15 protein-coding genes and 1 pseudogene are annotated in these 23030 nt (G+C 68.4%); 7 read left to right on the top strand and 9 right to left on the bottom strand.

Going from position 1 to position 23030, the window contains the following annotated elements:
* The 3 genes and pseudogenes from ABD255_RS26610 to ABD255_RS26600 all read right to left on the bottom strand — a co-directional run bounded on the left by ABD255_RS26610 (position 1) and on the right by ABD255_RS26600 (position 5844).
* Positions 1 to 3618 carry a CARDB domain-containing protein gene (locus tag ABD255_RS26610; protein ID WP_344218627.1) on the bottom strand — a complete coding sequence of 1206 codons (3618 nt, stop codon included), beginning with the start codon at positions 3616 to 3618 and terminating at the stop codon, positions 1 to 3.
* A 153-nt stretch (positions 3619 to 3771) separates the two neighbouring features.
* Positions 3772 to 4746, bottom strand: coding sequence for a hypothetical protein (locus tag ABD255_RS26605; protein WP_344218625.1), 975 nt, complete (start codon positions 4744 to 4746; stop codon positions 3772 to 3774).
* A 265-nt stretch (positions 4747 to 5011) separates the two neighbouring features.
* Positions 5012 to 5844, bottom strand: a pseudogene (locus ABD255_RS26600) (SAM-dependent methyltransferase).
* 240 nt (positions 5845 to 6084) lie between these two features.
* Between ABD255_RS26600 and ABD255_RS26595 the strand changes: the two are divergent.
* From ABD255_RS26595 to ABD255_RS26585, 3 genes are all read left to right on the top strand, one after another.
* Positions 6085 to 6693, top strand: a complete 609-nt coding sequence (locus ABD255_RS26595) for an RNA polymerase sigma factor (RefSeq protein ID WP_344218623.1) — start codon at positions 6085 to 6087, stop codon at positions 6691 to 6693.
* Positions 6690 to 7553 (top strand): hypothetical protein, encoded by an 864-nt coding sequence (locus tag ABD255_RS26590; protein ID WP_344218621.1) that lies wholly within the window; start codon positions 6690 to 6692, stop codon positions 7551 to 7553. Before ABD255_RS26595 ends, ABD255_RS26590 begins: the two co-directional genes overlap by 4 nt.
* A gap of 74 nt (positions 7554 to 7627) precedes the next feature.
* Positions 7628 to 8167: a dihydrofolate reductase family protein gene (locus ABD255_RS26585; RefSeq protein WP_344218619.1), complete on the top strand. Its 540-nt coding sequence runs from the start codon at positions 7628 to 7630 to the stop codon at positions 8165 to 8167.
* A gap of 8 nt (positions 8168 to 8175) precedes the next feature.
* On the opposite strand, the gene ABD255_RS26580 is transcribed toward ABD255_RS26585, so the two are convergent.
* Positions 8176 to 9252: a GntR family transcriptional regulator gene (locus ABD255_RS26580; protein WP_344218618.1), complete on the bottom strand. Its 1077-nt coding sequence runs from the start codon at positions 9250 to 9252 to the stop codon at positions 8176 to 8178.
* Positions 9253 to 9401: 149 nt separating this feature from the next.
* Between ABD255_RS26580 and ABD255_RS26575 the strand changes: the two genes are divergently transcribed.
* Positions 9402 to 11744, top strand: coding sequence for a polysaccharide lyase 8 family protein (locus ABD255_RS26575; RefSeq protein WP_344218617.1), 2343 nt, complete (start codon positions 9402 to 9404; stop codon positions 11742 to 11744).
* 75 nt (positions 11745 to 11819) lie between these two features.
* A complete protein-coding gene (locus tag ABD255_RS26570) occupies positions 11820 to 14384 on the top strand; it encodes an ATP-binding protein (RefSeq protein WP_344218616.1) in 2565 nt (854 codons plus the stop codon).
* A 10-nt stretch (positions 14385 to 14394) separates the two neighbouring features.
* Here the strand turns inward: ABD255_RS26570 and ABD255_RS26565 are convergent, their stop codons facing one another.
* From ABD255_RS26565 to ABD255_RS26555, 3 genes are all read right to left on the bottom strand, one after another.
* Positions 14395 to 14760, bottom strand: a complete 366-nt coding sequence (locus tag ABD255_RS26565) for a YciI family protein (protein ID WP_344218615.1) — start codon at positions 14758 to 14760, stop codon at positions 14395 to 14397.
* 162 nt (positions 14761 to 14922) lie between these two features.
* Positions 14923 to 15702, bottom strand: a complete 780-nt coding sequence (locus ABD255_RS26560; protein WP_344218613.1) for a class I SAM-dependent methyltransferase — start codon at positions 15700 to 15702, stop codon at positions 14923 to 14925.
* Between the two features lie 22 nt (positions 15703 to 15724).
* Positions 15725 to 16663 (bottom strand): SDR family oxidoreductase, encoded by a 939-nt coding sequence (locus ABD255_RS26555; RefSeq protein ID WP_344218611.1) that lies wholly within the window; start codon positions 16661 to 16663, stop codon positions 15725 to 15727.
* 99 nt (positions 16664 to 16762) lie between these two features.
* Between ABD255_RS26555 and ABD255_RS26550 the strand changes: the two genes are divergently transcribed.
* On the top strand, positions 16763 to 17431 hold the full coding sequence (locus ABD255_RS26550; RefSeq protein WP_344218609.1) for a TetR/AcrR family transcriptional regulator: 669 nt from the start codon (positions 16763 to 16765) through the stop codon (positions 17429 to 17431).
* A 79-nt stretch (positions 17432 to 17510) separates the two neighbouring features.
* Positions 17511 to 18743, top strand: coding sequence for an MFS transporter (locus tag ABD255_RS26545; RefSeq protein ID WP_344218607.1), 1233 nt, complete (start codon positions 17511 to 17513; stop codon positions 18741 to 18743).
* Here ABD255_RS26545 and ABD255_RS26540 read toward each other — a convergent pair.
* Together ABD255_RS26540 and metH are read right to left on the bottom strand one after the other, a co-directional pair.
* Positions 18730 to 19095, bottom strand: coding sequence for a GNAT family N-acetyltransferase (locus ABD255_RS26540; RefSeq protein ID WP_344218605.1), 366 nt, complete (start codon positions 19093 to 19095; stop codon positions 18730 to 18732). The genes ABD255_RS26545 and ABD255_RS26540 overlap by 14 nt on opposite strands.
* A gap of 125 nt (positions 19096 to 19220) precedes the next feature.
* Positions 19221 to 22832 (bottom strand): methionine synthase, encoded by a 3612-nt coding sequence (gene metH / locus ABD255_RS26535; RefSeq protein WP_344218603.1) that lies wholly within the window; start codon positions 22830 to 22832, stop codon positions 19221 to 19223.
* Between the last annotated feature and the right edge of the window lie 198 nt (positions 22833 to 23030).

Below are 23030 nucleotides of genomic sequence, written 5' to 3'. Positions count from 1 at the left end.
CTACTGACCGCTGAAAGTGAACGAAGAGCCCGGTTGGGTGACGATGTCACCGTCCGCGGAGTTGGTGACGGTCACGTTGGACAAGATGGCGTTCCCGCGGGCGCCGCCCATGGCGAGGATGCCCGCGCCGTTGTTCGACCTGTCGATCCGCACGTTGGTGATCCGGACGTCCTGCATGACGCCACCACCGGTCTTGAACTGGATCCCGTCGTACGTCGAGTCGATGATCTCGGTGTCCCGGATGGTGACACCGGGGATCGGCAGGTTCTGCGGGAACAGCGTGATCGCACCGAACTCCTGGTCCTCGTTCCAGAACACACCGCCACAGCGGTAGAGCCCGTTGTTCGCGATCAGCGTGGTGCCGGAGAAGGGCAGCGGGTCGTGGTCGGTGGCCAGCATGATGCCCGGGTAGTTCATCGTGTCGTAGATCAGGTTGTTCTCGATCTTGTTGCCGTAGCCGCCGTAGATCGCGATGCCGTTCGCGCGCCAGGGCAGTTGCACGGTGTTGTTGGTGAAGGCGTTGTCGTGGCCGACGTCGACCGACTGGTCCTTCACGTACTTGTTCGCCCAGACGGCCAGCGCGTCGTCGCCGGTGGTCCGGAAGGACGAGTTGAACACCTTCGAGTTCCGGCTGCCGTTGCTCAGGTTGATGCCGTCGGCGTAGGTGTTGCGGATCCGCATCCCGCTGAACTCCAGCCCGTCGGCCGGGCCCCACAGGTCGGGGATGTTGTCGTAGTCGCGGCCGACCCAGACCCCGACGTTGGCGTGCTCGATCCAGACGTTGGTGATCTTGGTCCCGGTGCCGAACCGGCCGTTCAGGCCGACGCCACCCTCGGCGTTGCCGTCACCGCCGCGGATCCGGCCGGACCCGAAGATCGCGAGGTCCGAGATCTGCGTGAACTTGTCGATGTCGAAGCCGAAGTTGCCCTCGTGCGGGTGGTTGATGCCGTTCGCGTTCTGCGGCTCGATCGTCGAGTACAGCTGCGAGTGCCACATGCCGGCGCCGCGGATGGTGACGTTGCTGATCCCGACCTGGTTGAACTGACCCCGGTTCAGCGGGTCGTCGGTGAGGATCTTCTTCTCCTGCCGCCACTGGCCGGCCGGGATCCAGACGCAGCCGATCACGCCGTTCTGGTCGTCGGTGACGGCCCGCTGGATGGCGTCCGCGTCGTCGATCCCGTCACCCGGGACAGCGCCGTACTGCGTGATGCTGGTGCAGCCCGCGGGCTGGCTCGACGCTCCGGCCACCTGCTCGAGGTCGATCGTGTCGATGATGTAGAACGACGCGGTGTCGCCGGAGTCGCGCTGCAACTTGAACTTCGTTCCGGGCGGGTACGACTGCGACAGCAGCGCGTGCGACTCGTCGAACAGCCGGCGGGCGTCGCCACCCGGGGTGTTCGTCAGCGCCTCCGGACCGTCGGAGTTGCCGTAGAGCCAGCTGTGCCGCGAGGACAGCGTCAGCTTCCGCGCGAAGGTGCCGTTGACGTACAGGCTGATCGTCGCCTCGAGGCCCTGGCCGTTCGCCGAGTCGGGGATCGAGTTGCGGACGACGATCGAGTTGGACTGGTTGGTCGAGGTGAACTCGACGAACTGGCCCGTGCTGTTCAGCCGCACCGACTGCCGCCCCGAGGACTCGGTGGCGAAGTTGGTGTGCCCGAAGGTGCGCAGCGGGTCGCTGACCAGCAGGGTGCCCTGGTAGCTGGCGGCTTCGGCCTCGTAGGAGACCCACGGCACCGCCGCACCTCGCCCGACCACGATCGACCGGGACAGCGAGTTGTTGGTCTCGTTGGTCTCGGCGACGACGTTCGCCGAGTCCGCGGTGGCGTTGAGGGTCGCTCCCCCGCTGGTGGCGGTCCAGCTCCCGCTGATGGCGACGCTGGCGGTCGCTCCCGCCGCGATTGACGCAGTACTGCCGGTGAGAGTGCTGCTGCCGACGGTGAGCCGCGTAGTACTGGCTGCTGCTGCCGCCGTACCCCGGTTGTTGACTGCCACGGTGAAGGTGACCTGTGCACCGACGGCTGGGTTCGGCGGGTTGGAGGTGATGCTGAGGACCTGCAGATCGGGGCCGGGCGCCTGCGCGACCACCAGTTGGGTCGGCGCGGTGAAGGTGTTGTTGTCGTTGTTCTGTTCGACGATCGTGTTGGTCGGATCGACCACGGTGGACACGCTGTAGGTGCCCTCTGCCCGCGGCCCGGCGGTGAACGAGACAGTTGTCGAGGCGCCGGCGGCGAGGGCGCCTACCGCTGCACTGCCGACGACCGTGCCGCCGAGGTTGAAGTTGACCGTGGTCGCGCCCGCGGCGGCGGTGCCGATGTTCTGCACGGTCGCGGACAACGCGATCGGGCTCGTCTCGTTGGGCGACGCGGGAGTCCAGTTGGTCGAGGTGACGACGAGGTCCGGGTTCGGGGCCGCGGTGCCGATGACTTGCAGTTCGGCGACCTGACCGCCGGGTGCCCCGGTGTTGCTGAACATCTGCAGCCGGAGGTCGGCGACGCGGCCGGCGACGGGGATCGTCACCGTGTTGCCCGACGCGGGACTGAAGTCGTAGTTGGCGCGGGCCTTCAGCGTTGTGAAGCCGGTGGCGCCTTGGTCGCGACCGAGCACCTCGATGCTCTGCGTCCGGGGTCCCCACGCCTGGTCGGGGTTCAGCTTGACCACGACCGAGTTGAGGTCGGCGTTCGAGCCGAGCTTGACCGTGAGGGTCGACGGGAAGCCGTTGGACTCCCAGTAGGTGGTGAGGTTGTTGTCGTTGGCATTGGTCGCGACGAAGTTGTGGATCGTCGAGGACGCCTCGATAGGCTTGCCGTTGGCGAGGTTCGAGCCGTCGACCTGGCCGTTGCGGCGAACCCGGTTGCTCTCGGCCGACTGGTTGCCGGCGGCGTCGCGGGCGCGGACGTAGTACTCGACGGTCGCCGAGGCGGGCTGCGACTCGGTGAAGGTGAGGACGTTGCCTGCGACGGTGGTGACGACGGCGTTGTTGCGGTAGACGACGTAGCCGGTCACCCCGACGTTGTCGGTAGAGGCACCCCAGGCAAGCCGGATCTGCCCGGAGGTCGGCTCGGTGAGCGCGAGGGTGCCGGGGGTCGTCGGCGCCTGGTTGTCGCCGCCGGTGTCCGGGCCGTGGAGCTCGAACTCCGAGAGCTGCCCGGCGGGCCAGCCGGTGTTGCCGGTGATGTTCAGCCGCACGTAGCGGGTGGTTGTCGCCGGGAAGGTGATCGTGACGGTGTTGCCGCCGGCGGGCGTGAAGTTGTAGCCGGCGCTCGCCACGCGATCGGAGTACGAGGTGCCGTCGGTGCTGGTCTGGACGGCCAGGGTCTGCGTCCGGGCGCCCCACGAACTGGGCAGCTTCAGGACCAGCCGGTCCACCGCGACGGATCCGCCGAGGTCGGCCCGGATCCACTGCGGGAACGCGTTGTTGCTGGATTCCCAGTACGAGTTCTGGTTGCCGTCGCCGGCGTTGCCGACCGGGTAATCACCCAGTGAGCTGCCGGCGGTCAGAGTCTTCGTCAGGACCGCCGTGGCGGCCGCGGAGGCGGAAGTGGGCACGAGCCCGGCGAGGATCAGCACTGCCACCAGGCCGGCGCTGATCACCCGCCAACTGAGCTGCTTGCGTTTCATGGGCGTCCTAAGGGCGGAGGGACGGTTGACCTAGCCGCCGCCTCGAACCTGCAGAACACTCTGTGGAACTTGCGTCATTTTTGCAAGCTTTTTGCGAGGCGGTAGCCAAAGGTTGCAGCCCAGGAACCGGTTCGTCAACGGCTCGGCAGCAAATCAAGCGCTGGTCAGCCGGGTCCAGCTGGGGATGTCCGACCAGAGGGAGTGCGGACTGAGGTACGGGCGGAGCAGGGCGGTCAGGACCGGGGAGCCCTCGGCGTGGAGTTCGGTGACCGCGATGTGGCGAGCGGCGCCGGCGAGGAGGTCGGCAAGTTGGACCCGGGGGTCGGTGCGGGAGTCGACCATGGTCAGCCCGAGCAGGGGCGGTGGACCCTGAGTGGTGTCGGCGAGGAGCGCGCTGATCCGGCCGACGCGATGCGGTGTCAGGGCGCTCTGCTCGTCGTGGACGATGGCGACGGAACGGCCGCCGGCGCTCCAGTGGCGGGCGGTTTCGAGGAGTGCCGGGAGGAGGGGTTCGAGCGGTGGAGGCACACTCGAGCGTTCGCCGAGGAGTTCGGTGAGGACCTTCTCCACTTGCGGCCGGGCATCCCGCAGGCAGGACAGGTCGAGCCGGTCGGAGTCGAGCAGGTCGAGGTGGTAGAAGAACGCGTCCACGGCAGGACTGTTGATCACCCGGTGGCGTTTGGTGCGCATCATCGCCACGAACGCGGTGAGGAAGGCGTTCCACTTGACCTGGCCGAAAACCTCGGGGCCCTGGCGGTGCAGGGTCAGCGCCAGCGAGCGGAGTTCCGGCGCCAGGCTCGTGCCCGCGGCGTACGACGGATCGCCGATCAGCAGGTCGACCAGGCGGGTGACGACGAAGTACGACTTGTCGGTGAGGTGGACGTGGCCCCGGCCGGTCAGGGTGCGGAGCAGCCACTCCAACGCCGGGCCTTGCCGGAGCAACTGGGTGGACTTGTACTCCGTGGCCGAGTACCGGTATCTCGACCGGATCAGCGCGACGCACTCGGCCGCGGTCCGGGCGTCGACGTGGACGCTGGCGTGGGTGATGACTTCGAAGTTGGGGTCGAGGAGGTTGGTGCCGGAGAATCCGGACTCGTCACAGGCGACCTCGAGACGGCGCGACTGCATGAAAGGGTCTACTCCCTTGGGAAGGGCTGCACGCTGAGGGGACCCGGCGGGTGGCAGGGTCGTGGATCACGCGGGAGAACGCGGATCAGAAAGCGGCAGCAGCCTTCGCAGCAGACATGGGCTCATCATCGGCGAACCGGCAGACCTGCGCCACCGGTTTAGAACTCGCCGCCCCTCAGAGCTCGCGGGTTCAGAGCTCGCGGGTTCAGGTCTCGCGGGTTCAGGGCTTGCGGGTTCAGGTCTCGCGGGTTCAGAGCTTGCGGGTTCAGGGCTTGCGGGCGAGGCCGACCTGCAGGAGGCGGCTGGCTCCGGTCGGCGTGATCCGGTTGGGGCCGGCGGGCCACCAGTCGCTGACTCTGGTCAAGCCGGGCTCGAGCAACTCGACGCCGGCGAAGAGGCAGCGGATCTCTTCGGGAGTACGGAACGTCATCGAACCCCACGCGTTCCTGAGCTTGCCCTCCACCGCGTCCGCGAACTCGGCCAGCCGGCTGCCGTCGTGCGGATTGCTCAGGTGGGTGATCGCCAGGTAGGAGCCGGACGGGAACGCGTCCAGGTACGCGGCGACGATCTGGCGCGCCTGCTCGGTCTCCACGATGTGGTGCAGCGACATCCCCAGGATGATCCCGGTGGGCCTCGCCGATCGAGCGCGTTCGCGATGACGGGATCGGCGAGCACGGCCTCGGGCTCACCCAGGTCACCGGCGGCGAAGTGCACGTAGCGCTCGTCGGCCAGCAACGCCAGTCCGTGCGAGATCGCCGTCGGGTCGTTGTCGAGATAGACGACGGTCGCCTTCGGGTTGCACCGCTGGGCGACCTCGTGGGTGTTCTCGTTGGTGGGCAGGCCGGAGCCCAGGTCGAGGAACTGGTCGATCGCCGCCTCACGCGCCATCCGCTCCACCGCTTCACCGAGCCAGCGGCGATTCGCCCGGGTGACCTCGGGTGCTTCGGGAGCAACCTTCAGGACCTGCTGATAGACGTACCGGTCGACCTCGTAGTTGTCCTTGCCGCCGAGGAAGAGGTCGTAGACGCGGGCGATGCTCGGCCGGTTGGGGTTGACGTCGGACGCGCGCCGGCGGTCGCGGTCGTCCGCCTGGTCCATCAGACCGCCCTCGCATCCGAAAATCTCGATTACCGGAGGCTACCGCAGCCTCGCTCTCCGCAAACGCCACCCTCTCACGCAGGCCTTCCTGACCAGCACCGACAGACGTCGTTTCCCAGGCCTCCTTGAGATCCGCGGGAACCTCCCCGCCCCGTCAGACACAAGCTGGACGCAAGGGCAAAGCGTGTCGACGAGGGATGGGAGCGCGCGGATGGGCAGCGTGAAGACCGGGAACAGCTCGTGATCAGTCTGCGGGCCGGGCAGACTGGCGAGATCATGGCGACGAGTTCGGACCGGAGTCTGTGGGAGCGGGCCGCGGAGGGGGACTCGGAGGCCTTCGGGCAGTTGTACGACCGGCATGCCCGGGCGATCTACAACTTCCTCTACCGGCGAACCGCCTCGTGGAGCGATGCCGAGGACCTCACCTCGGCGGTGTTCCTGCACGCGTGGCGACGGCGTACGGAGGTCGTGCTCGATCGTGACTCCGCGCTCCCCTGGCTGCTCCGGACGGCCGACTACACGGTCCGGAACGAGTGGCGCTCCAAGCTGCGCTATCGGCGCGCACTGGCCGCCGCGCACCTGATCGCCGACCACGTCCGGGACCACGCCGACGACGTCGTCGGCCGGGTGGACGACGACCGGCAGATCCAGGCAGCCCGGGACTCGCTGAAACGCCTGCCCAGGCAGGAACGCGAGATCGTCGAGCTGTGCATCTGGGCCGGCCTCGACCAGCAGGCTGCTGCCGCCGCCCTGGACGTCCCGCTCGGCACGGTGAAGTCCCGGCTCTCCCGGGCCCGCAAACACCTGCGCGAGCTCGACCCTTCTTTCCCCCTGGAGACGCGATCATGAACAGCCAACTCATTCCTCCGCCGGACCACGACCTTCGGCCCGCCACCCGGGCCCGCCAGCGCGACGAACTGGTCGCCATCGTCGACCACGAGTCCGCCGCGGGCACGCCGCACCGGCGGTTCGTCCCGCTGGCCGCCGCCGCGGCAGTCGTCGCGGTCACCGCGGGCCTCGCGCTCGCCGTACCGGCACTGCGAGGCGAGGAGGCTCAGCCGCCCGTGGCCGGCCAGGACACCGCAGCCGCGAAACCTGCTGTCGAGCCATTGTCCGAAGCCGAGCAGGCGACCTATGGGAAGAGCTGCGTCGGCAAGGAGTTCCGAGGCCCGAAGGGCGATCAGACCTACACCGTGATCGACGGTTTCAGGTGGGTGAAACCTGCCGACCCCGCAGCGAGCGGCGTGGTCCTGATCCGACGGTCGAAGGGGATCCAGGCTTGCGCCGTCGATTCCAAAGGGCAAGCCAGGTTGATCGCCTTCGCTTTCCCCGGTGAGACCCAGGGGATGCCGGTGGTGGGGTCCGTTGCGGGCACCTACACGAAACAGGTGACCCGGATCACGGTCGCGGCCGGCAGCGGACCGACGACCGAGGCCGTTCTGCGCCACGGGTTCTTCTTCGCCCCGCTGAAGCGGGTGGACTCCCAAGGCCGGCCCGCTCCCGACTCCCCGCCTGCCTACACCGTCCGTGGCTACGACGCCGATGGCAAGCTGATCTATGCAACGCCCCAGACCTACCGGGGACAGCAGGCCGAGATCGACGCCTGCTTCACCGACCCCGAAGGCAAGCGGGTCGTCTACAGCAACATCGACATCCTGAAGAACCCCACCGTCGACCAGTGCAAGCGCGGCGTCGCCTGGAACTGGTGACACCCCCGCGATGAGTTTCTCCGGGCCGGCTCGTCTCTACTGAGGCAGAGCCGGTCGATCGGAGGAGACGCATCATGGCGAAGTTGTTGTACTCGGTGACGATGTCGCTGGACGGGTTCATCGCGGGTCCGGGCGGGGACATGTCCTGGATGACGGAGTACCTCGGGCCGAATCCCGAGGTCGACGAGTTGATCCCGCGGATCGGCGCCCTGCTGATCGGGAAACGCACCGCCACGGGCGACGATCCGCTCAAGGGCCAGGAGGGCGAGGGGAAGGCCTTCGGCGGAGGCTGGGAGGGCCCCGAGTTCGTCGTCACCCACGACATCCCCGGCACCGAGTCACCCGGTACGACGTACGTGGGCGACCTCCCCACCGCGGTGGCGCAGGCCAAAGCGGCGGCCGGCGACAAGTACGTCAACATCCTCGGGGCCAACGTCGCCAAGCAGTGCCTGGAGGCCGGCGAACTCGACGAGGTGCTCACCTTCATCGCCCCGGTGATGCTCGGCGACGGCGTCCGCCTGTTCGACCACCCGGGCGGCCGAACCGTGAGGCTCGAACGTCTCAGCACCAACCAGACGCCGATGGCAACAAGCCTGTGGTTCCGAGTGCTCTGACGTTGCCGTCACCGAATGGACGGTCCCGTCGACTCGCGTACGACGAGCCGCGGGACGAGGGATTCCTGCCGGCGAGGTGACTCCGGAGACGCAATCCGCGCGCGGAGGAGTTCCACCGCGAGCCGGCCGACCTCCAGCTTGGCCGGGGAGACGGCCGTCAGCGGCACCTCGGACAGGTCGGCGACCTCGTCGTCATAGCTGACCACCGACAGCTCGCCCGGTACGTCGATCCCCCGCGCCAAGGCGGCATTCAGCAGCATGGTGGCCTCACGATCGGCGAAGCAGATCACCGCGGTCACCTTCAACCGCAGGGCTTCGGCGAGGAACCGGTCGACCTCCGCAGCGGTCCAGCGATCAAGTGAGTCGATCAGCACCGGCACATTCCCGAGGCCCGCCCTGACCTGTGGAGCGGTGTGCGGACTGACGCGTTCGAGGTACCCAATCCGGGTATGGCCGAGCCCGCGAAGATGCTTCAGCGCGGCGCGAGCACCGGCCGCATGATTCGAGCCGACGAACTCGTGCAGCGTCGCCGGATCCTCCAACCCCCGCTCGACCAGCACGATCGGCAACTCGAGGTCCTCGAGCTGGGCCAGCCTCTGCTCGGCCGGCCCTGGTCCAGGCTGGTCAGGTGCGAGGATCAGACCGGCCACGCCCGCACCGATCAGCCCCTCGATCGCCAGCCGCTCCTCCGCCGGGTCCCACTCCGTACTGCGCAACAACATCTGCGCGCCATGCTTGGCCAGCTCCCGCTCGATGCCGACGATGATCCGCGGAAAGTAGTACGTCATCGACGGCACCGCGACGCCGATCAGCGGGCCGGTATCCGTGCTCGCGATGTACATCCCGGAACCCTGGCGGCGATAGACCAGCCCGTCCTGGACCAGCAGATCGACCGCCCGGCGCACCGTGTTCAGGCTGACGCCCCGCTCGGTCGCCAACTGCTGCTCGGTCGGCAGCTTGCCGCCGGGCCAGCGCAGCTCGGCGATCCCCCGCCGCAACTCCCCCGCCAGATGCCGCGCCTTCTGTCCGCGCGCCACCGCCGGCCCGGCCGCGGCACCGTCCGCCGGCACTTCCGATGCGCTCACAAGTCTCCCGTCGCCCACTCTGACCGCTGACTCTACTGGGTCACCGCGGGAAATTCATTCGCATGAATCCATTGACCCAAGGGATGACTTGCCACAGACTCATTCGACACAAGTCCTCAGTGAACCCGCCCCGCTGAAGGAGATCTCCCGTGAAACGACGGACCTTTCTTGCCGCCGGCACCGCTACGGCCACGGCGGCCATGACAGAGTTGACCATGAAGCTCCCCGCCGCGGCCGCACCCGCCGACTTCGCCTCGCTCAGGGCGAAGTGGGCCGCCGGCCTCACCGGCGGAGCTGCCCTCGAACCCACCGATCCCGACTACGCGGCCGCACTGACCCGCCTGGACACCGCGGTGCGGGCGTCACTGGCGAAGCTGGACCGCACAGCCACCCGCATGCTCGTCTTCAGCGACTACCCGCTGACCGCCGACCCCTCCGTCGCGAACACCTACGTCCGGTTGGAGCAGCTCGCGACCGCCTGGGCCACCCCCGGGTCGCAGTACTACGAGGACCCCGCGCTGCTGGCCGACGTACAGGCTGGGCTGGAGTCGATGGACCAGCTGATCTACAACCCGACCACCAAGGAGTTCGGCAACTGGTGGTCATGGGAGATCGGTGGCACCAGGCCACTCGCCAGCACGATGGTCCTCCTGTACGACGTCCTGCCGCCTGCCGCACGTGAGCGGTACTGCGCGGCCATCGACCACTTCGTCCCCGACCCGTACTGGATGTTCCCGACCGAGCGCAGGGTCCTGTCCACCGGCGCGAACCGCGTCGACCTCTGCCAGGCGATCATCGTGCGAGCCCTGGTCACCGAGGACGAGGCGATGTTGACCCATGCCCGCGACGGGCTGAGCGACACCTGGCAGTACGTGACGAGCGGCGACGGCTTCTACCGCGACGGCTCGTTCGTGCAGCACACCTGGGTCGCGTACACCGGCACCTACGGCCACGTACTGCTCAGCGGCATCGGCAAACTCCTTGCTCTGCTGGCGAACTCGCCCTGGGCGGTGACGGACCCGAAGCGGGAGATCCTGTTCGACTCGGTCGCCAAGGCGTACCTGCCGGTGGTCCACGACCTACGGATGATGGACTTCGTCCGCGGCCGGGCCGTGTCCCGCCACAACGCGTCCGACCACAACGACGGCTACACGGCGGCCGAGGCGATTCTCCGGCTCGCGGCAGGCGTCGACTCCACCCTGGCGACGCAGTGGCGGTCCGCGGTGGCCGGTTGGCTGCAGCGCGACACCTTCGGCAGCATGTTGTCAGGAGCAACCATTCCGCGGGTGTCCCTGGTCAAGTCGTTGCAAGGCGTCACGCCCGCACCCGAGCGGGACGGCCACACCCTGTTCGCCGGGATGGACCGGTCGGTGCACCGCCGCAGCGGCTGGGCGTACTCGATCTCGATGGCCAGCCGCCGCATCGCGTACTACGAATCCGGCAACGGCGAGAACGAGCAGGGCTACCACACCGGCTCCGGCATGACCTATCTCTACGACCACGACAACGGCCAGTACGCCGACGCCTTCTGGCCGACCGTCGATCGCTATCGCCTACCTGGCATCACCGTGGACAAGCTGCCGCTGCCGCCGAAAGCAGGTGGCGAGTGGGGAGCGGCCAGGCCACCGACAGCAACCTGGGTCGGCGGCAGCACTCTCGATGGCTACGCGGCCGTCGGCCAGGACCTCGAGGGTCCTGTCTCGCCGATGCGGGCGAAGAAGTCGTGGTTCTGTCTGGACGAGTATGTCGTCGCCCTGGGCGCCGGGATCACCGGAACCAGCGGGCATCCGGTCGAGACCGTCGTCGAGAACCGCAACCTGCACAGCGCCGGCACCAACGCCCTGACAGTGGACGGCCTCACTCGCGTCCCGCAACTGGGCGACACCGACAGCGTCAGCCGTGCTCGCTGGGCACACCTCGAAGGCGTCGGCGGCTACGTGTTCCCCAGCGGCTCTGACCTGCAACTCCGGCGAGAGGCCCGGACAGGTTCCTGGCGCGACATCAATACCGGCGGTCCGACGACCTCGATCACCCGCCGCTACCTGACTATGTGGCTGAACCACGGCACAGACCCGACCGCGGCGACGTACAGCTACCTGTTGGCACCGGGAGCATCTGCCGCCCGGACCAAGCAGCTCTCCCAAGCCCCTGGCGTCCTGGTACTGCGGAACACCGCCAAAGCCCAAGCCGTGCTCCATCTCCCCCAAGCGCTGACCCTGGTCAACTTCTGGCTGCCCGACCGAGTGGCCGATCTGGAAGCGGCTACGCCGTGCTCGGTGATCCGGCGGATCCGTGGCCGCGAGATCCAGCTGGCCATTTCGGACCCGACCCAGCTGGCGACCACCGTCCGGCTGTATGTGCACCTGCCGAGCCTGCGGGTGGCCGACGCTGACACGGGGATCACCACTCGTCGCACCGGGCGTAGTACGGAGGTGATCGTCGACGTGACCGGCGCGGCCGGTGCCAGCCGCTACCTCACCTTCAGGATCTAGTGTCCTGAGTCGGAGACGTGCACGAACTTCCGACTCAGACACTAGCTACCCTGAGCTTGGCACTCAGGGGGTGGAATGCAGCCAGGGCCGGGTCTTCTCGAACGGGATCGACCGATCGCGGAGCTGCTGGCTGCCCTCGATCACCCCGGCGGCTCGGTAGCCCTGGTCACCGGCGAGGCGGGGATCGGCAAGACCAGCGTCGTCCGGTCCTTCCTCGATCATCTCCCCGAAGGCGTTCGAAGCTTCCGCGGCGCCTGTGACGATCTGCTGACGCCGCCTGTCCTCGGCCCGCTCCGCGAGGCGTTCCGGGGCTCGGGCGGCGCCGCCGAGAAGGCCTTGTCGGGCGGGTCTCTGGACGTCGTGCTCGAAGGGATCACCGCGGACGTCAGCGGCTCCAAGCTGAGCGTGCTGGTGATCGAGGACGTGCACTGGGCCGACGACGTCACCATCGACGTACTGCGGTACCTGGCGCGCCGTCTCGACCGGACTCGCCTGCTGCTGGTGCTGAGCTATCGGCCGGACGCTGTCGATCGAACCTCCCTGCGAGCTTTGCTGGGAGACCTCCGCGGCGACAGGATCATCCGGGTCGAGCTCCCGCCGCTGTCACTGGCCGCGGTTCAGTCCCTCGCCGCGGGGTCCGCGCACGATGCCGACGAGCTGCACCACCTGACCAAGGGGAACCCGTTCTATCTGACGGAGACCCTGGCTGGTCCGGCTGGGCACGTCCCGGTCACGGTGGTGGACGCAGTACTAGCTCGGCTCGGCAGCTTGAGCGAACCCTGCCTGCGGTTGGTCGAGCAGCTGTCGGTGATCCCGTCGCAGCTGCCGCTCGCCTTCGCAGAAGACCTGCTGGGCAAGGACTTCGAGCGACTCGCGGAGGCCGAGCAGTACGGAGTACTGGTTCTGCAGGACGGTGCGATCGGGTTCCGGCACGAGATCGCTCGCCGGGCCGCGGAGCAGCAGTTGCCCGAGATCAGGCGCCGTGCCCTCAACAAGTCGGTACTCAAGGCTCTGCTGTCGGCGGACGAACCTGACCTGCCCAGGCTGATCCATCACGCCGCACAGGCTCGCGACGTCGACACACTGGTTGCCTATGGCCCTGCTGCCGCCCGCGCCGCCTCAGCGGCCGGATCCCACCAGCAGGCCGTGACCACCTTCGAGACAGTCACCCCGTACGCCGATCGGCTGCCGCCGGCCGAGCGGGCCGCGTTGCTCGACGACTATGCCTGGGAGCTCCACATCGCCCACCGGTTCGTCGACGCCGTCCAGGTCGGCGAGGAGGCGATCAAGCTCCGCGAGGAAGCCGGGGAGCCCGCTGCCCTGGCCGAGACGCTGCTGCGGGTCTCCCGCAGCCAGTACCTGTCCGGGCACACCGAGCACGCGATGACCGGGATCACACGAGCCGGCCGCCTCGCCGAGACCACTGATTCCAAGGACGTGCTCGCCTCCATCACGGCGTACCAGGGGATTCTGATCTCGGAGACCAGAGCTGGTCACGCTGTTGAGGAGCTGTGGAGGGCGCGGGAGCTGGCTCTGGAAGTCGGCCGCACGGATCTCGCGGCACTCTGCCTGAACTACATCGGTCTCAGCCACGCGTTCGACGGGAAGCCGGACGGGCTGCCGCTGATCCGCGAGAGCCTGCAAGCGGCGCTGGAGACGGGCGACCACGAGTCAGCCGCCCGCGCGTACACGAGTCTCGCCTTCGTGCTGTTCCGTGAGTACCGCCTCGACGAACTGGCCGAGTGTCTGGAGGCCGGCCTGCAGTTCACCCGCAAGCACGGCATCTGGGCGCACTCCTACAGCCTGGAGGTCCATCAGGCCCAGCTGGACCTGCGGCGCGGGAGTTGGGCCGACGCGGCGGCGAGACTCCGACGACTGCTCGACCTGAACGACGACCCGGGCATGTACGAGGTCTACAGCACACCTGTCCTCGGCCGGCTGCTTGCACGCACGGGCGAACTGAATGCTGCCGACCCGATGCTCGCTACGTCCTGGCGGCGGGCTTGGGCGCACGAGTCGCTGCCTGGGATCCTCTACACCGCCGTGGGTGGCGCGGAGTGGGCCTGGCTCGCAGGGAACAGCTTCGTCGCCGAGCACCTCTACAAGTCGGCTAGAGACCGCCCGACGCCTGGCGGCCTCGGGCACTTCATGGGCGAGCTTTACTACTACCTGTGGCTCGGCGGCATCGACGTCGAGTTGTTCGAGGGGTGCGCGGAGGTCTACCGAGCCGCGATCGCCGGTGACTGGCAGCGCGCCGTCGCACTGACCGACGACCCGTACGAGAAGGCTCTCTTCAAGATGGGCTCGGGCGACATCGAGGCAACCACTCAAGCGATCTGGGCGCTCGACGAACTAGGCGCCCGACCTGCGGCAGCCATCGCCCGGGCCGAGCTCGCGAAGCTCGGCGTCAAGCGCCTGCCTCGCCGGCCGGCAGCGTCCACCCGGGGCAACCCGGCCGGCCTCACGCCGCGCCAGGTCGACGTACTGCGCCTCCTGGCCGACGGCAAGAGCAACGCCGAGATCGCCGCGGAGCTGGTGTTGTCGGTGCGTACGGTCGATCACCATGTCTCGGCGATCCTGCTCAAGCTCGAGGTTCCCAGCCGCCGGGCGGCCGCGGCGGTCGCCGGACCGCTGCTCTAGTTCGTTCGTCCTAGAAATCCGCGGCGGCCGAGAACATCACCGGGCGGATCTCGACCGCGTGCCCGTCGATCCGCGCGTCCGGCAAGAGATCGGCCAGCTCGATCGCCCGCTGCCTGCTGTCCACATCGACCAGGTAGTAGCCGCCCAGGAACTCGTCGGCACTCTCACCCGCCAGCACAGCCGGTACGCCGCCGCTGCTGCCGCGTACCACCGTGCTCGTCGACGGATCAGCCAGCACCTGCGCACTGATCAGCTCACCGGCCTCAGAGGCGAGTTGCTGGAACTCCCGGCGCCCGGCGTACAGGGCGGTGCGTTCTTCCTCGGTCTGCTTCTCCAACACCGCGGTGCTCACCTGCAGCATCAGCAGGAACCTCATCGGCCGCCTCCATCCCGGCCGCCCAACGCGGCCCCTCACAGGAAGTACGGATCCACCCTCCGTTTCTTGACATACTCGGTCGGTGATCTCGACCCGGTGACTGGCTTCCGGCCGCCGAACACCTGGTTCAAGAACGAGTGGACCGGCGACCTCCTCTTCGGCCTACTCCGCAGCGGCTGCCCGGCCGCGGACCGCGTAGGCCCTGGCAGTCAGTGAGATCGAACCATCCGATGCCGTGCGCAACCGCTCCCTGAGCAGGTCCCGGATCGCGTCCTGGTCGGACTCGGCCAGGCTCCGCAGATAGGCCGGCGCGACGCCCTGCCCGCCCAGGAACGGCTTCCAGTAGGCGTCGAACGACTCGAACACCGTCGGTACGACGATCGAGCGGGTGGTGACGTCGGCGAAACCGGCTTCGGTGAACAACGCCTCCAGGCCGGCCGGGGTGCAGAACGGGAACCGCAGTCCCTCGTCCTGGTCGCTGTCCTCCGGCTTGATCTCGGCCGCGGCATCCCAGAAGTACTTCATCAACTCCATGCCGTCGGAGTAGTCCCAGACGTAAACCGCGACGGTGCCGCCGATCGCGTGCATCCGGCGGAGCGCGTCCTGCCGATCCGGGATGAAGTTGAGGACGAGTCCCGAGACCACGACGTCGAAGGACTCATCGCCCAGGTCCGCGGCCGACCGGACCTCGAACCGCGCGCGATCGTCGTCGATCGTGCCGCGGGCGTACTCGACGAACCCCGCGGACGGGTCCACACCGACCACCTCGGCCGGCGCCGCAGTACGGAGGATGGTGCTGCTCAGAGCGCCGGTCCCACAGCCGACGTCGAGCCACCTCAGTCCCTCCGGCTGATCCAGCCAGCTCAGGAACTCCGCGGCGACCAGCCGACTCCAGCGCCCGACGTACGACTCGTAGATCTCCCCACTCGACCACTCGTTCATTCCCGCACAGTAGATGCCCGGGCTATCCAGCAGAAGGGATCCGGTCCAGGAGGGATACACCGGTGAGGCGTTCCGCGGCCTCCCAGAGGCGTGTATTGGTCTGGGCGTCGAGTGAACGCCTCGGCGCCTTGGCGAGCTTGGTGGGCCCGACCAGACCGAGGCGCTTGCTCGGACCGTAGTACGCGCCGGCTGCGGCCTCCCGGCTCGTCGCCGCGAACAGCAGCGGCTCCGCACCTTGCTCGACTCCCTGCTTGGGCAGCGGGTTGAAGTGCTCGACCAGGGTGTGCCACCACGGCAACTTCTCCCGGCCGAGGCTCGCACCGGCCGACTGCAGATTGGTCACGGTGTAGCCGGGATGCGCCGCGTTGCTCATCAGGTTCCAGCCGCGGTCGGCCGCGATCGCCGCCAGCTGGTGGGAGAACATCAGGTCGGCGAGCTTGGACTGCGCGTACGACGCGGCCGGCCGGTATCCCTGCTCCCACTGGAGATCGTCGAACCTGATCCGGCCGAAGTTCGCCGCTCCGCTGCTCATCGTGGCCACTCGCGGCGCCGGCGCGGAGAGCAGCAGCGGCAGGAGCCGCAGAGTCAGCGCGAACGGGCCGAGGAAGTTGCTGCCGAACTGCAACTCGAAGCCGTCCGCCGTGGTCATCCGGGTCGGCGGCGCCATCACGCCCGCGTTGTTGACGAGCAGGTCGATCGGAGTGCCGTCCGCGATCAGGCCCGCGGCGAACTCCTCGACCGAGGCCAGGTCGGCGAGATCGATCCGCCGTACGTCGAGGTGCGCGTCCGGGTACTGCGCCAGGATCTCGGCGCGCGCCTGCTCCCCCTTCGCGATCGTGCGGACGGCCATCACCACCCGGGCTCCGGCGCCCGCGAGGCGGCGGACGGTCTCCTTGCCGGTGCCGCTGTTCGCGCCGGTCACCACTGCGTACCTGCCGGTCTGGTCCGGGACGACGTACATGAGGCTCTCCTTCAGTAAAAGACTGCTGGTCTGTTATGCTTCGAACGTATCAGACCGCCGGTCTGATGACAACAGACCATCGGTCTGTAGACTGTGACCGTGACGACTTTCCGGCGGGCTCGCAGCGAGGAGCAACGGGCCGAGCGGCGGCGCGCGATTCTGGACACGGCGGCGGCGATGCTGGCCGAGATGCCGGTCGCCCAGCTCAGCCTGAACGAGTTGAGCCGGCGGGTGGAGCTGGCGAAGTCCAACGTGCTGAACTACTTCGAGTCCCGCGAGGCGGTGCTGCTGGAACTCCTGGACGCCGAGTCGCGGGAGTGGATGGCGCAGCTCGATGCCGAGCTCACCCGAACGGTCGACCCGGAAGCGCCGATGGACGAGCGCGCGGCGAAGCTCGCGGACGCAATCGTCGAGACGGTGGCGTCACGGCCGATGCTGTGTGCGCTGACCAGCGCGCAGGCCGCCGTACTGGAGCACAACATCTCCGTCGAGATCGCGCTCCGGTTCAAGCGCAGCTCGATCCAGAACCTTGGGGAGCTCGTGCGCCAGGTGACCGGCCGGATCCCGGAGTTGGGCGGGGACGGCGCAACCCGCTTCATCGCGGCGATGATCATGCTGACCGGCGCCATCTGGACGCACACTCATCCCGCCGCCGCGATCACCGCGGCGTACGAGGCGGACCCCGCTGTCGCCGTCTACCGAACCGAGTTCGCCCCCGCTCTCCGCGCAGCGCTGGAGACCCTGCTGCACGGCGCCTTGCCGCGCTAGCGGAGCTCCTCGACGCCCGCTGTTCTCGCTGGTCGAGACTGCCCGCGGCGCATGTCAGTAACGAGTTAGCTTGACGCACATGACCTGCGCCACCGAACCGGCTCCCCTGCTGACCCCCGCCCGTCCCCTGTGGTCCCCGAACTTCCGCCTGTACTTCGGGGCGCGGACCACCTCGCTGCTCGGGGACGCGATGCTGCCGGTGGCGCTGTCGGTCGGCGTACTGCAAGCGGGGTACGGCGCCAGCGGGGTCGGGTATGCGCTCGGGTCCTGGCTGGCCGCGGTCGCGCTGTGCATGCTCGTCGGCGGCGTGCTCGCCGACCGGTTCACCGCCCGCCGGATGATGGTGCTGGCCGACCTGGTCCGGTTCGTCATCCAGGCCGGCATGGCCGTCCTGTTCGCGCTCGGTACGCCGTCGCTGGCCACGATCGTGGTGCTGCAGTTCCTCAGCGGCGTGGCGAGCGCGATGTTCCAGCCGGGCGTGGCCAGCATGGTCCCGCAGGTGGCGGACGACGTGCAGCGCGCGAACGGAATTCTCCGGATCGCCGAGTCGATGGCCGGCGTGCTCGGCCCGGCGGCGGCCGGAGTACTGGTGAGTGTGTCCGGGCCGAGCGTGGTGTTCGGCATCTACTCGGCCACCTACGCGATCAGCGCGATCTGCTTGTTCGGTCTGAGACTGGACACCGCTCCGGCAGCCCTTGCGGCCTCGTTCGGGAAGCAACTGATCGAAGGCTGGCAGGAGTTCCGCGCCCGGTCGTGGCTGTTCAGCGTGATCACGATCTTCTTGCTGTACGGCTGTTTCGTGGTCGGGGTGTCGCTGCCGATCGGGGCCGACCTGATTGTCACCAACCTGGACTCGGCCGCCCTCGGCATCGGCCTGGCAGCCTTCGGCGCGGGCGGAGCGATCGGTGGAACCCTGGCGATCCGGATCCGGCCGACGCGCCCACTCGCCGTCGGGTCGATCGGCTGGGCTCTGTTCGCGATCTACCCACTCATCCCCGCGCTGCGCCCGAACCTCGCCGTCCTGGTGATCGGCTGGGCTGTCGCCGGGGCCGGCATCGCCTTCTGGTCGGTGATCTGGTCGACCACCGTCCAGACCCAGGTCCCGGCGGACCTGCTCAACCGCGTCTACGCGTACGACGTGGCCGGGTCGCTGGTGACGATGGCACTCGGCCGAAGCGTCGCCGGCCCACTGGCCTCACTGACCGGCCAGCGCCCGCTGATGATCTTCTCGTTCGGCCTGGGTCTGGTCTGCGCGGCTTTGCTTCTGATCGTCCCGGCGACCCGCAGGCTGCAGGTGGTCAGAGCTTCTTGACGTAGCGGTGGCATGGCACCGGGATCGGGCCGTCGTCGGTGGTCGCCGGGTAGTCGAACGCGCCGCTGTCGGTCCAGCCGCTGCGCTCGTAGAACCGCCGCGCCCTGGCGTTCCCGGTCGCGGCCGCGAGCCACGCCTCGTCGTACCCGTTGGCCTTGATCTGCCGCTCGGCCTCGGAGAGCAGCGTGTCCGCGACCCCGGAACCTCGGTGGTCGCCGGACACGTAGACCTGCTCGACCTCGTCGTCCACCACCATCACGAACCCCGCGACCTGGTCCCCGACCAGCGCGACCGTCGTGTCGGAGATCCGCCCCCACCCGCTCCCAGAACGACTCTTTGGTGCGGATGGCAACCAACTCGTCCGGCACGTTCCCGAAGTGCCCGTCACCCCAGCCGGAGTACCAGATGAGCGCCACCGCATCGACATCAGCCGCCGTGGCAGCCCGCAGGGAAACAGTCATGCCGTCACTGTGGCATTCAGTCCGGGTCGTAGGCGAGGTTCGGGCGGAGCCAGCGCTCGATCTCGGCCAGCGGGAGGTTCCGGCGGGCGGCGTAGTCCTCGATCTGGTCCTTGCCGACGCGACCCACCGTGAAGTACTTCGCGGCGGGGCTGGCGAAGATCAGGCCGCTGACGGCGGCCGCGGGAGTCATCGCGAAGGACTCGGTCAGGCCGAGGCCCAACTTGTCCGCCTCGAGCAGGTCGAACAGCAACTTCTTCTCGCTGTGGTCCGGGCTCGCCGGGTAGCCCAGCGCCGGCCGGATACCGCGGAAGCGCTCCGCGTGCAGGTCCTCCAGCAGCGGCTCGGCGTCCGGCTCGAACCAGGCCTTGCGCGCCTCCAGGTGGATCCACTCGGCGAAGGCCTCGGCCAGCCGGTCGGCCAGCGCCTTCACCATGATCGCCCGGTAGTCGTCGTTCTCCGCCTCGTACCGCGCTGCCAACTCCTCGGCGCCGTGGATCGCCACGGCGAAGCCGCCCAGGTGATCCCCGGACGGGGCGATGTAGTCGGCCAGGCAACGGTTCTCGCGACCCTCGGGCTTCTGCGTCTGCTGCCGAAGCATCGGGAAGGAGACCCCCAGGTCGTCCAGCAGGATGTCGTCGCCCTCGCTGTGCGCCTTCCAGAACGCGTAGGCACCCTCGGCCGTGAAGGACTTGTCCGCGACGATCTGGTCGAGCAGCGTGTTCGCGTCGTCGAACAGCTCGCGCGCGACCGGCTGGTCCAGGATCGCCGGGTACTTGCCTTTCAGCTCCCAGGCGAGGAACAGGAACTGCCAGTCCACCATCGCCCGCAGCGTCTCCAGGTCGGGCGACACCCGGCGGAGTCCGGTGAACTCCGGCACCGGGATCTCGCCGTACTCGACCTGTTCGCGGTTCGCGCGGGCGTCCTCGATGGTCAGCAACGGTTTGCGCTGCTTGTTCGCGTGCTGCTCGCGCAGCGCCTCCTGAGCCGCTTGGTTGCTGATGGCAAGCTCTCCCGCGCGCTCCTCGTCGAGCAGGTCCGAGACCACGCCGACCACCCGGGAGGCGTCGAGCACGTGCACCGTGGTGTTCTCGTACGCCGGTGCGATCCGGACCGCCGTGTGCTGCTTCGAGGTGGTCGCGCCGCCGACCAGCAACGGCAGCTTGAGGCCGCGTCGCTGCATCTCGTCGGCCACCGAGACCATCTCGTCCAGCGACGGCGTGATCAGCCCGGACAGGCCGACCACGTCGGCCCCCTCGGCGATGGCCGTGTCGAGGATCCGGGCCGCGGGCACCATCACGCCCAGGTCGATCACCTCGTAGTTGTTGCACCCGAGCACGACGCCGACGATGTTCTTGCCGATGTCGTGCACGTCGCCCTTGACCGTGGCGAGCACGACCTTGCCCTGGCCGCGGACCGCCTCCTCGCGGCCCTCCAGCCGGGCCTGCTCCTTCTCGGCCTCCATGAACGGCTCCAGGTAGGCGACCGAGCGCTTCATCACCCGGGCGCTCTTCACCACCTGGGGCAGGAACATCTTGCCCGCGCCGAACAGGTCGCCGACGATCTTCATCCCGTCCATCAACGGACCCTCGATCACCTCGAGCGGCCGCTTCCGGGTCAGCCGGGCCTCCTCGGTGTCCTCCTCGATGAAGTCCACGATGCCGTGCACGAGCGCGTGCGACAGCCGCTCCTCGACCGGGCCCTCGCGCCAGGACAGGTCGACCTCACGCTTGGTGCCCTTGCCCTTCACGTTCTCGGCGAAGCTGACCAGCCGGTCGGTGGCGTCGTCGCGCCGGTCGAAGATCACGTCCTCGACCAGTTCCAGCAGGTCCGGCGGGATGTCCTGGTAGACCGCGAGCTGGCCCGCGTTGACGATTCCCATGTCCAGGCCGACCTGGCCGGCGTGGTACAGGAAGGCCGAGTGCATCGCCTCGCGGACGATGTCGTTGCCGCGGAACGAGAAGGACAGGTTCGAGATGCCGCCGCTGATATGGACGCCCGGACAGCGGTCCTTGATCAAGGGCAAGGCGTCGATGAAGGCCTTGGCGTAGCCGTTGTGCTCGGACATGCCGGTGGCGACGGCGAGCACGTTCGGGTCGAAGATGATGTCCTCGGCCGGGAAGCCGATCTTCTGCGTGAGCAGGTCGTAGGCCCGGCCGCAGATCGCCACCTTGCGCTCGACGGTGTCGGCCTGGCCCTGCTCGTCGAAGGCCATCACCACCACGCCGGCGCCGTAGTCGCGGATCCGCTGGGCCTGGGTGAGGAACTGCTCCTCGCCCTCCTTCAGGCTGATCGAGTTGACCACGCCCTTGCCCTGCACGCACTTCAGCCCGGCCTCGAGCACGGACCACCTCGAGCTGTCGATCATGATCGGGATCCGGGCCACCTCGGGCTCGGTCGCGATCAGGTTCAGGAAGGTGGTCATCGCCTGCTCGCTGTCGAGCAGGTCGGCGTCCATGTTCACGTCGAGCAGGTTCGCGCCGCCGCGGACCTGCTCCAGCGCGACGTCCACCGCGGCCTGGTGGTTGTCGGACTCGATCAGCCGGCGGAACCGGGCCGAGCCGGTGACGTTGGTCCGCTCGCCGATCATCACGAACCCGGTGTCCGGCCCGATCGAGAACGGCTCCAGCCCGCTGAACCGGGTCTGCCCGGACGGCGCGGCGACCTGACGCGGCGGGAGTCCCTGGACCGCCTTGGCGATCTCGGCGATGTGCGCCGGCGTCGTACCGCAGCAGCCGCCGACGATGTTGACCAGCCCGGACTCGGCGAACTCGCCGAGCATCCCGGCGGTCTGGTCCGGCGTCTCGTCGTACCCACCGAAGGCGTTCGGCAGACCGGCGTTCGGGTGCGAGGCGACGTAGGTGTCGGCGAACCGGGCCAGGTCGGCGACGTGCGGGCGCAACTCGGCGGCACCGAGCGAGCAGTTCACCCCGACGACCATCGGCTTGGCGTGCTCGATCGAGTTCCAGAACGCCTCGACGGTCTGGCCCGACAGCGTCCGGCCGCTCAGGTCGACGATCGTCACCGAGATCCACAGTGGCAGGTCGGGAGCCACCTCGCGGGCAGCGGCGATCGCGGCCTTGGCGTTCAGCGTGTCGAAGATCGTCTCGACCAGCAGCAGGTCGACACCGCCCTCGGCGAGCGCGGAGATCTGCTCGGCGTACGCGTCCCGGACCTGCTCGAACGACACCGCCCGGTACGCCGGGTCCTCGACCCGCGGCGACAGCGACAGGGTGACGTTGAGCGGGCCGATCGACCCCGCGACGAACCGGCCACCGGCCTCGTCCGCGGCCTGGCGGGCCAACTGGGCGGCCTGCAGGTTCATCTCCCGCACGAGCGACTGCAGGCCGTAGTCGGCCTGGCCGATGCTGGTGGCGGTGAAGGTGTTGGTGGTGGTGATGTCCGCGCCGGCGTCCAGGTACTGCCGGTGCACGTCCAGGATCAGGTCCGGACGCATCAGGTTCACCAGGTCCGGGTCGCCGGTCACGTCGTGGCTGTGGCCGGTGAAGCGGTCACCCCGGTAGTCCTCGGGGGTCAGCTTCGCGCCCTGCAGCATCGTGCCCCAGGCGCCGTCCAGAATCGCCACCCGCTGGTCCAGCAGGTTGCGCAACCTGGTCCGTCGATCCGTCATCTTCGGCCACCTCCAGAAAAGTCTCCGGAGGCGCCCTTTCGTCACAAACTCCAGGTCGAGCGTGGCGGAACCCTCCGGGCCCGTCGCAGCGCCTCTCGAGCTGGACTGCCATCTTACTGATCGAGACGAGCGATGCAGAATCCCCGACCGAGTACTGAGACCCGGTTGCTAGGTAGTGAGATGCCCTGAAATGGGTAG

The sequence above is a fragment of the Kribbella sancticallisti genome, from assembly GCF_039530625.1.
GTDB classification, from domain to species: domain Bacteria; phylum Actinomycetota; class Actinomycetes; order Propionibacteriales; family Kribbellaceae; genus Kribbella; species Kribbella sancticallisti.
This window is presented reverse-complemented; position numbering and strand designations above follow the sequence as displayed.

Coding starts and splice junctions, on each gene's coding strand:
- ABD255_RS26610 (WP_344218627.1), bottom strand. CDS start 3,618: ATGAAACGCAAGCAGCTCAGTTGGCGGGTGATCAGCGCCGGCCTGGTG.
- ABD255_RS26605 (WP_344218625.1), bottom strand. CDS start 4,746: ATGCAGTCGCGCCGTCTCGAGGTCGCCTGTGACGAGTCCGGATTCTCC.
- ABD255_RS26590 (WP_344218621.1), top strand. CDS start 6,690: ATGAACAGCCAACTCATTCCTCCGCCGGACCACGACCTTCGGCCCGCC.
- ABD255_RS26585 (WP_344218619.1), top strand. CDS start 7,628: ATGGCGAAGTTGTTGTACTCGGTGACGATGTCGCTGGACGGGTTCATC.
- ABD255_RS26570 (WP_344218616.1), top strand. CDS start 11,820: ATGCAGCCAGGGCCGGGTCTTCTCGAACGGGATCGACCGATCGCGGAG.
- ABD255_RS26565 (WP_344218615.1), bottom strand. CDS start 14,760: ATGAGGTTCCTGCTGATGCTGCAGGTGAGCACCGCGGTGTTGGAGAAG.
- ABD255_RS26560 (WP_344218613.1), bottom strand. CDS start 15,702: ATGAACGAGTGGTCGAGTGGGGAGATCTACGAGTCGTACGTCGGGCGC.
- ABD255_RS26555 (WP_344218611.1), bottom strand. CDS start 16,663: ATGTACGTCGTCCCGGACCAGACCGGCAGGTACGCAGTGGTGACCGGC.
- ABD255_RS26545 (WP_344218607.1), top strand. CDS start 17,511: ATGACCTGCGCCACCGAACCGGCTCCCCTGCTGACCCCCGCCCGTCCC.
- metH (WP_344218603.1), bottom strand. CDS start 22,832: ATGACGGATCGACGGACCAGGTTGCGCAACCTGCTGGACCAGCGGGTG.